Origin of the sequence: uncultured Campylobacter sp. (genome assembly GCF_937997595.1) — a bacterium.
In the GTDB taxonomy this organism is placed as follows: domain Bacteria; phylum Campylobacterota; class Campylobacteria; order Campylobacterales; family Campylobacteraceae; genus Campylobacter_B.
Map to the genome: position 1 here is coordinate 1 of NZ_CALKTS010000316.1, position 7,132 is coordinate 7,132.

The 7,132-nt window shown below is 46.6% G+C and carries 10 protein-coding genes; 7 read left to right on the plus strand and 3 right to left on the minus strand.

Annotation, left to right across the window (positions count from 1 at the left end):
- A partial coding sequence (locus Q0614_RS10640) for an EamA family transporter (protein WP_298788622.1) occupies positions 1-260 on the minus strand: 260 nt, incomplete at its 3' end.
- A 468-nt stretch (positions 261-728) separates the two neighbouring features.
- On the opposite strand from Q0614_RS10640, the gene Q0614_RS10645 reads away from it, so the two are divergent.
- The 3 genes from Q0614_RS10645 to Q0614_RS10655 are packed head-to-tail and all read left to right on the plus strand — an operon-like array spanning position 729 to position 1,697.
- Positions 729-950: a membrane lipoprotein lipid attachment site-containing protein gene (locus tag Q0614_RS10645; RefSeq protein ID WP_298060976.1), complete on the plus strand. Its 222-nt coding sequence runs from the start codon at positions 729-731 to the stop codon at positions 948-950.
- A complete protein-coding gene (locus tag Q0614_RS10650; protein ID WP_298788623.1) occupies positions 913-1,104 on the plus strand; it encodes a DUF4878 domain-containing protein in 192 nt (63 codons plus the stop codon). Before Q0614_RS10645 ends, Q0614_RS10650 begins: the two co-directional genes overlap by 38 nt.
- Positions 1,086-1,697, plus strand: a complete 612-nt coding sequence (locus Q0614_RS10655; protein WP_298788624.1) for a YiiX/YebB-like N1pC/P60 family cysteine hydrolase — start codon at positions 1,086-1,088, stop codon at positions 1,695-1,697. The genes Q0614_RS10650 and Q0614_RS10655 overlap by 19 nt, the downstream gene beginning before the upstream one ends.
- 391 nt (positions 1,698-2,088) lie before the next feature.
- Here Q0614_RS10655 and nusA read toward each other — a convergent pair whose 3' ends face one another.
- Positions 2,089-3,216, minus strand: a complete 1,128-nt coding sequence (nusA, locus tag Q0614_RS10660; RefSeq protein ID WP_298788626.1) for a transcription termination factor NusA — start codon at positions 3,214-3,216, stop codon at positions 2,089-2,091.
- Positions 3,217-3,373: 157 nt separating this feature from the next.
- On the opposite strand from nusA, the gene Q0614_RS10665 reads away from it, so the two are divergent.
- The 4 genes from Q0614_RS10665 to Q0614_RS10680 are packed head-to-tail and all read left to right on the plus strand — an operon-like array spanning position 3,374 to position 6,344.
- Positions 3,374-3,616 (plus strand): HP0268 family nuclease, encoded by a 243-nt coding sequence (locus tag Q0614_RS10665; protein WP_005870077.1) that lies wholly within the window; start codon positions 3,374-3,376, stop codon positions 3,614-3,616.
- Positions 3,613-4,908 carry a tRNA (N6-isopentenyl adenosine(37)-C2)-methylthiotransferase MiaB gene (gene miaB / locus Q0614_RS10670; protein ID WP_298788628.1) on the plus strand — a complete coding sequence of 432 codons (1,296 nt, stop codon included), beginning with the start codon at positions 3,613-3,615 and terminating at the stop codon, positions 4,906-4,908. Before Q0614_RS10665 ends, miaB begins: the two co-directional genes overlap by 4 nt.
- The gene (locus Q0614_RS10675; RefSeq protein WP_298788630.1) at positions 4,889-5,542 is read left to right on the plus strand and encodes a lysophospholipid acyltransferase family protein; all 654 of its coding nucleotides are present in this window, start codon (positions 4,889-4,891) and stop codon (positions 5,540-5,542) included. The genes miaB and Q0614_RS10675 overlap by 20 nt, the downstream gene beginning before the upstream one ends.
- 46 nt (positions 5,543-5,588) lie before the next feature.
- Positions 5,589-6,344, plus strand: coding sequence for a hypothetical protein (locus Q0614_RS10680; RefSeq protein ID WP_298788632.1), 756 nt, complete (start codon positions 5,589-5,591; stop codon positions 6,342-6,344).
- A 230-nt stretch (positions 6,345-6,574) separates the two neighbouring features.
- On the opposite strand, the gene Q0614_RS10685 is transcribed toward Q0614_RS10680, so the two are convergent.
- On the minus strand, positions 6,575-7,132 hold a 558-nt coding region (locus tag Q0614_RS10685), incomplete at its 5' end, for a metallophosphoesterase (protein WP_298788633.1).

The following is a 7,132-nucleotide window of genomic DNA, read 5'->3' on the forward strand; positions in this document are numbered from 1 at the left end:
GCTTTGAAATACGCTAGCCACGATGCGCCCGTAGCTAATCCGCTTAGTATCAAAAATACCCAGTTGCGAGGGGTTAGGCTCGATAACGGCTGCCAGGCTTTAGCGTAGCGTAGGAATGCGGCGAGACAAAAGGCAATGATGATCGTGCGGATAAAAGTTGCGAAGTGAGAGTTGATCCCTTCAAGCCCGATTTTTGCAAATATCGCAGTCAGCGCCGCAAAGAGTGCTGATGCAAGTGCCCAAACCGCCCATGTCTCCATGATATTCCTTTATGAAATGAATTATTGGATTATAGCCCTATTTAGGTAAAATTTCCTTATAATTTCGCGAGCGTCGCAGCAAAAAGCTAAATCGCAAGCGAGCAATCCTACGAAGGCGGCATTTAAATTTTAAAATTTTAGTCGCAAAATACAGTTAAATTTCAGTTCCGACAAGCAAAGCTCGCCTCGTGCGTTACCGAATGAGTTTGGGCACCGTTTGAGTGGTGTGCCGCAAGACACGGTTCGCAGAAACTGCCATAAAATTTCGCTTCAGCAAGATAAAATTTTACCGAGGCAAGACGAGCTTTCCTTCGAATGCAAAATTCTATTTTAATTCAGAAAAAGCACGACCGAATACCCTTTTTGCAAATCCAAACGCGATATAAATTCCCCCGAGCAGAAAGGTTAAAATTTAAAAAATATTCACCGCTCGTATATAAAATTTCAAAATTTCTACGAGGAGAGCTTATGAAAAAATTTCTACTTGCACTCATTGCGATATTCGTTTTAGCGGGCTGCGGCAGCGACTCGAAAGGCGTAGCCGAGGACTTCATCAGAGCCCTATACGAGGGCGATTCTAAGACTTTGGTGGATGCTATAGATATACCCGATAAGGACAGATGGCTCTATGCAGATGATAAACGGCAAACTGATGCAGATGGCAGGCGCCGGCAAGGGGGAGGCCTCTAAGCGCGACGGGCTAAAGAGCATCTCAGGCGAGCTGCAAAATAGCGACGAGAAATCGGCGCTCGTGAAAGTCGTCGTGTCTTTTAAAAACGGCGCGAACCGCACCGAGAGCGTTAAACTCGTCAAAAAAGACGGCAAGTGGAAAGTCTCGCTTTAGCGAAAAAGTTTCTTATCTGCTTGATCTTTGTGGCGGGCGGGCTCGGCGAGCTTTGGATGCTCACGCACGCACCTGCCGCCAAAGAGCCGCTACGGGTACCGGATGAAATTTTATCAAATCTACGCACGGGCGATCTCGTCTTTCGCCTAGGCGACGTCACCGACAGCCGCATAATCGCAACCGCAACGAATTTTAAATACTCGCACGTAGGCATGATCGTGCGCGAACGCCCGCTCGTGATAGTGCATGCCGTAATGGGCGAGGGCGAGCGAGACGGCGTCGCGGCCGTTTCGATGCAGGAGTTTTTGGCGCATGCGCGAGACTTCGGCGCGGCGCGGATAAATTTTTTAAGTGAGGAGCAAAAGGCGCGCCTAGCCGCTTCTTTACTTAGGCGCGTCGGCGAGGGTTTTACGCTAAGACCTCGCGGTGAAGCGAACCTCTACTGCACGACGCTACTTGAGCAGGAAATCTCTAAAATCACAGAATTTTTTCCGCAATATTTTAAACTAGGCCTAGCCGTCTTGGGCGGCGAATACCTTGCGCCGAAGGCATTTTGGCATTACGGCGGCGTTGAAATTTTATACGAGTGGTAGGCACGACCTAGCTTGGGTTGGAATTTTGCGCGCCGTGTAAATTTAAAATATCGCGTTAATTTAAATCCGCGCATGAATAAAATTTGATCTTAAAATTCCGTGCCGTAAAATTTCGGTCAAAATTTCGCTTTGACTTTAAATTTTGAAATTCCGTACTCCGCAAAATTTCGTATTATAATTCCGCAGGGCATTAAATTTTATAAATTTCGCTAGCTACCGAATTCGCAAAATTACCGCTCGCTTCAGATTCTACACATTCTACGCGCAAAATAAAATTTCGCTTTGCTGTAGAATATTCAAAAGACGAAATTTACAATTCGTAAAATCCTAAAAGAATAGAATTTTATAAAAGGCGTAATTTACAAAATTTCAAAAGCAAAGCGCGCGAGCTCTACAGCTCGCCGAAAAGCGCTTCGAGATTTTTAAGACCTTCCTCCGTGGAGACCTTTTTCTCGCTTGCCGAACCGGTTTCGATAAGCTCGATCTCGCAGCCACATAGCATCGAAGCTAGGCGGATATTTAGGCCGTTTTTGCCGATCGCTTTACTTTTTTGATCGGGGTTTACATAGACGATCGCCTTGCCGTCCTGCGCTATTTTGACCGAGTTTACGATCGCGGGCGCCATCGCGCGAGTGATCAAAATTTCGGGGCTTGCGGAGTATTCAAACGCGTCGATGCTCTCGCCGCCGCTTCCGTCTTGCAAATTTTTGCTTAAAAATCTACTCACCGCGTCGATTCGAGCGCCTCCTTTGCCGACGGTGGCGCCTACCGGATCGACGTTTGGCGAGACGGCGCTAAGTGCGATCTTGGCTCGCCTGCCCGGAATCCTCGCGCAAGCCTGAATGATAACGCTGCCGTCTTTGATCTCTGGGACTTCGGCAGCGAGCAGGGCTTCTAGGAATTTCGGGCTGGTGCGCGAAAGTTCTAGTCTGATGCCGTGAGATTTGTCGATGGCTACGTTTTTGATGACGGCTTGCAGCACGTCGCCCACTTTGAAATTTTCACCCTTGATGCGGTTTTTTTGCGGCATGAAAGCCTTCGTATCCTCGATCTCTACGTAGGTAGTGCCGTCGTGATCGATCTTGGTGACTGTGCCGTGGGTAAGGGTACCTACTTTACTTTTATAGTTTTCAAAAATTTTCTCTTCGAGCAGCCGCTGGATATGAAAATTCAGCTCTCTAGCCAGCACGCCGGAAGCCGTGCGACCGAGATTTTCGATATTTATTTCGTAGCTTAGCTCATCGCCGATCTCTGCGTTTTCGCCTATTTTTTTGGCTTCGCTCAGCGCGATGAAGTTGTGATCGCCGAGTCGCTCATCATCATCCGCGACGACGTGGACCTTTTGGTAGAGCTTGACGCGTTTGGTCTGCGGATCGACTTCGCTGTCGTAGAGATATTCCTCGCCGAAAAGTCTTTTTGCGGTCTGGATGAACGCCGTTTTGACGCGCTCTTTGACGTCTGCGGACTCAAGTCCCTTTTCATTTGCAATCGACTCGATGATGTCGGTGATTTTTTCCATAAATTTTCCTTAAGATTTGATTTCGTGCTACTAAATTTGGATTTTAAATTTTGAAGTGCGGTATTATATGGAATTTTGACTTTATTTTTATTTAAACGAATTATTATCTAAATTTCGCTAAACTCGCGGGTTTAAAACATAAATGAAAGGATAGATCATGCAGCTAAAACTTGCCAGAACGGAGCTCGCCTCTAAGCCAAAGAGCGTTAAGATCGAGGATTTGCAAGCCCAAGTAGAAAAGAGCGGACAAAAAATATTTTATCTGGATAGAGAAAATTCTCAAAAAGATTTAGCCGCTTTGGTGGATTTTTTCGACACTAAGGGTTTTAGCGTGTATCAGCGCATAGTGCGATACGGGCTGAACGAAAACGAGTATATGTATGAGGTGCATATCCTTTGAGCAAACTCCTCTTCATCCAGACCCTAGGTTGCGCGATGAACGTGCGCGATAGCGAGCATATTATCGCGCAGCTGAAAGAGCAAGATTACGAGATCACCAACGACGTAAATATTGCGGATCTGATCTTAATAAATACCTGCTCCGTACGCGAAAAGCCCGTGCATAAGCTTTTCAGCGAGATCGGAGCTTTTGATAAGGCGCGAAAAAAAGGCTCTAAAATCGGCGTTTGCGGCTGCACCGCAAGCCATCTGGGCGGAGAAATTTTTAAGCGCGCACCCTTTGTGGATTTCGTACTCGGCGCCAGAAACGTATCTAAAATTTCGCAAGCCGTACGCACGCCCAAATTTATCAGCACAGACATAAATTACGACGAGAGCGAGTTTGCATTCGGAGATTTTGCGAGCTCACCATATAAATCCTTCATAAACATAATGATCGGCTGCGACAAAAAGTGCTCCTACTGCATCGTGCCGCAAACTAGAGGCGATGAAATTTCAATCCCCGCTCAAATCATCTTGCGCGAAGCCGAAAGATCCGCCGCTCGCGGCGCCAAAGAGATATTTCTGCTCGGTCAAAACGTCAATAACTACGGCAAGCGCTTTTCGAGCGCGCACGAAAAAATCGACTTCAGCGACCTGCTCGTGCGGCTTAGCGAGATAGAGGGCATCGAGCGCATCCGCTTTACCAGCCCGCATCCGCTGCATATGGACGATAAATTTTTGGACGTTTTTTGCAATAATCCTAAAATTTGCAAATCGATGCATATGCCGCTGCAAAGCGGCTCTAGCAAGGTTTTGCGCGATATGAAGCGCGGATATACCAAGCAGTGGTATCTAGACCGCGCGCTTAAACTGCGCCAAAGCTGCCCGGGCGTGGCGATCAGCACCGACATCATCGTGGGCTATCCGAGCGAGAGCGAGGAGGATTTTGCCGAGACGATGGAAGTGTTAGAAGCGGTGAGATTTGAGCAGGTTTTTTCCTTTAAATTTAGCCCGCGGCCGCTCACGCCCACGGCAAACTTAAAACCGCTGGATGATGAAATTTCAAGCGAAAGGCTAAGCAGGCTGCAAAGTGCTCATACTAAAATTTTAGACGAGATCGCAGGAGCGCAAAAAGATAAAATTTTCGACGTGTATTTCGAGGAGCTGCGCGAGGACGGCACCGCGTGCGGTAGAAGCTTTTCAAATTTTTTAATCTGCGCGCAAGGCGGCGAGGAGCTGTTAGGCAAAACGCGCAGAGTACGTGTCGAAAAGACCGCCAGAATGGCGCTTTATGGAAAAGTTATCGCTTAAAAAGCGGCTGTTTTTCCGCATCGCCGAATATCTCATTTTTATCCTGATTTGGTGTATTTTTTTAACGTGCAGGGTTAAATTTACCCCCACGAAGCTGCCCGAAAGGCCCTGCGTCGTCGTGTTTTGGCATGGAAGATTAGCGATGATGAGCTTTGCTTATAGGCGCTGGTGGCTGCGGGATTTCGGCAACAAGAGGTGCGCCAAGGTTATCATCAGCGATCACAAAGACGGCGAAATCATTACGCGCGTGATCTCGCATTTCGGTATCGGCGCGATCCGCGGTAGTAGTTTCAAAGGCGGCGCGCGCGCGCTTATGGGTGCGATCAAAGAGATAAAAAACGGCACCGACGTCATCATCACTCCCGACGGTCCGCGCGGCCCCCTTCACAGCGTCGCCGACGGAGCCGTGATCCTTGCGCAGCGACTGAACTTAGACATTTACGCGCTAAATTACGAAGCGAGCAGTTTTTGGAAATTTCGTAGCTGGGACGAGATGGTATTGCCAAAGCCCTTTTCGCATATAAATTATAGCCTCAGCGCACCGTTAAATTTAACAGGGCTTAGCCTCGATGCGGGCAAAGAGGCGATCAAACAACTGCTTTTTGCAAGCGCTAAAAAGGACGCTAAATTTTAGTTTGAAATAATAGTGTTTCGGTATAATTGTAATTTTAGGAGAAAAAATGGCACTATTTAAAGCAAAATCATTCCTCGGCGTCGCTAAAAGTGCCGACGCATGCGAGTTTTTTTATAGAAAATTGGGCTTTGGTAAAAGAATTTTGGATGAGAAATCCGATTGTTTTCCTATCGCGCAAGAAAATGATCTGGCTACCTCGCTAGCGGGCTTTGCGGATCTGAGTGATAAAAATTTAATCTCTTGCGTACTGATAGACGACGAAAATCAAAGAGTGCATTTTAACGAGGATTATATGATTAAAGAAAATAGTATTTATCAAAAAGTTGATGATAGTTTCATAGTGGAATTTCCTCGCGCAAGTGCACAGGCGGCGGATGAGACTTTTGGAATAGAATTTAGCTCGCACGCTAGTTTATTTAAAATTTTATACTTCTTGCTAAAAAATCAAAGCGATTTTGAAAATATGGCGATGTTTGCGCTGAAATTTAATAACCGCGCATGTTTCGTCGTTGCCAACCAAGAACGCGTGCTCTACGCCGATATAATGCGTATCGACGAAGAGATGCAGGCAGCGATGAGCGATACTGACGAGCTATTTTACGAGCTTTTAAATTTTCAGATCGAGACCTTCTACAAATCCGAAAATAGCGAGTTTCTCACCAACGTTTTCATCTACTCAGACGGCACGCTTAGCAACGAGATTGGTTATGTGATTTTCACGCGCATCTTCATCAAAACAAATCTGATAAATCTAAATTTCGCCGATTACATCAACAAAATCGCAATGCTGGAAGCCCGCTAGATCAATTTTTTCGCTCTGCACCTAGGCAGAATTTTAAAATTTTATCTTTGCAGCATTTCGCTTGCTTGATACGATTTGATTGTCTGTTTGCGGTTACGTTTTGTTAAATTTATCTCGCGTTACATAATGGATTTTGGCTGGGTAAAATAATCAGTATTTAAACAACTCGCTTTTAAATTTAAACTCATTTGTCGTAAAGAAGCCCATCTTGCACCGCAAATTATATTTTTTCACGAATCCCGATTAATTTTGCGTAAAAAATTTTCTATCAAAGCCTGCCTTTGCTCCACATCGTCGTTCTCGCTAATGCCCTCTAGCTCGCTTGCGTGATGGGCCTTGGGCGGGATGTCCTTGAGGTACAACCACACCTCGTCCTCGCTTAAAATTTTGCCGTGCAGATCAAAACCTACGTTTAGCGCTCTGCCTGAAACCTCAGCGATATCTGCGTGCAGGTGACCGTAGAGCATCAGCGCGCCATAATGGCAGTTTGCCCACTCGATCATCGGGTAGTGAGATAGAGCCGCTCTCTTATGTGATAGGCGCACAAAGGCGTAGCCCACGATCTGCTCAAACATAAAATTACCGTCCGCCTTGCGCTGGCTTAACAGCTCGTTTTTCATCGCAGCGATCCGCCCGTCGTGGTTGCCGAGCACTAAAAAATGTCGCCCGTTTAGTCTGCGAAGTAACTCGCAAGTGTGCGCAAAATCCTTGTGAAAGGAGACGTCGCCGAGATTATAGACGAGATCCTCGGGCGTAACGAGCGCATTCCAAGCGGCGATGAGATTTTC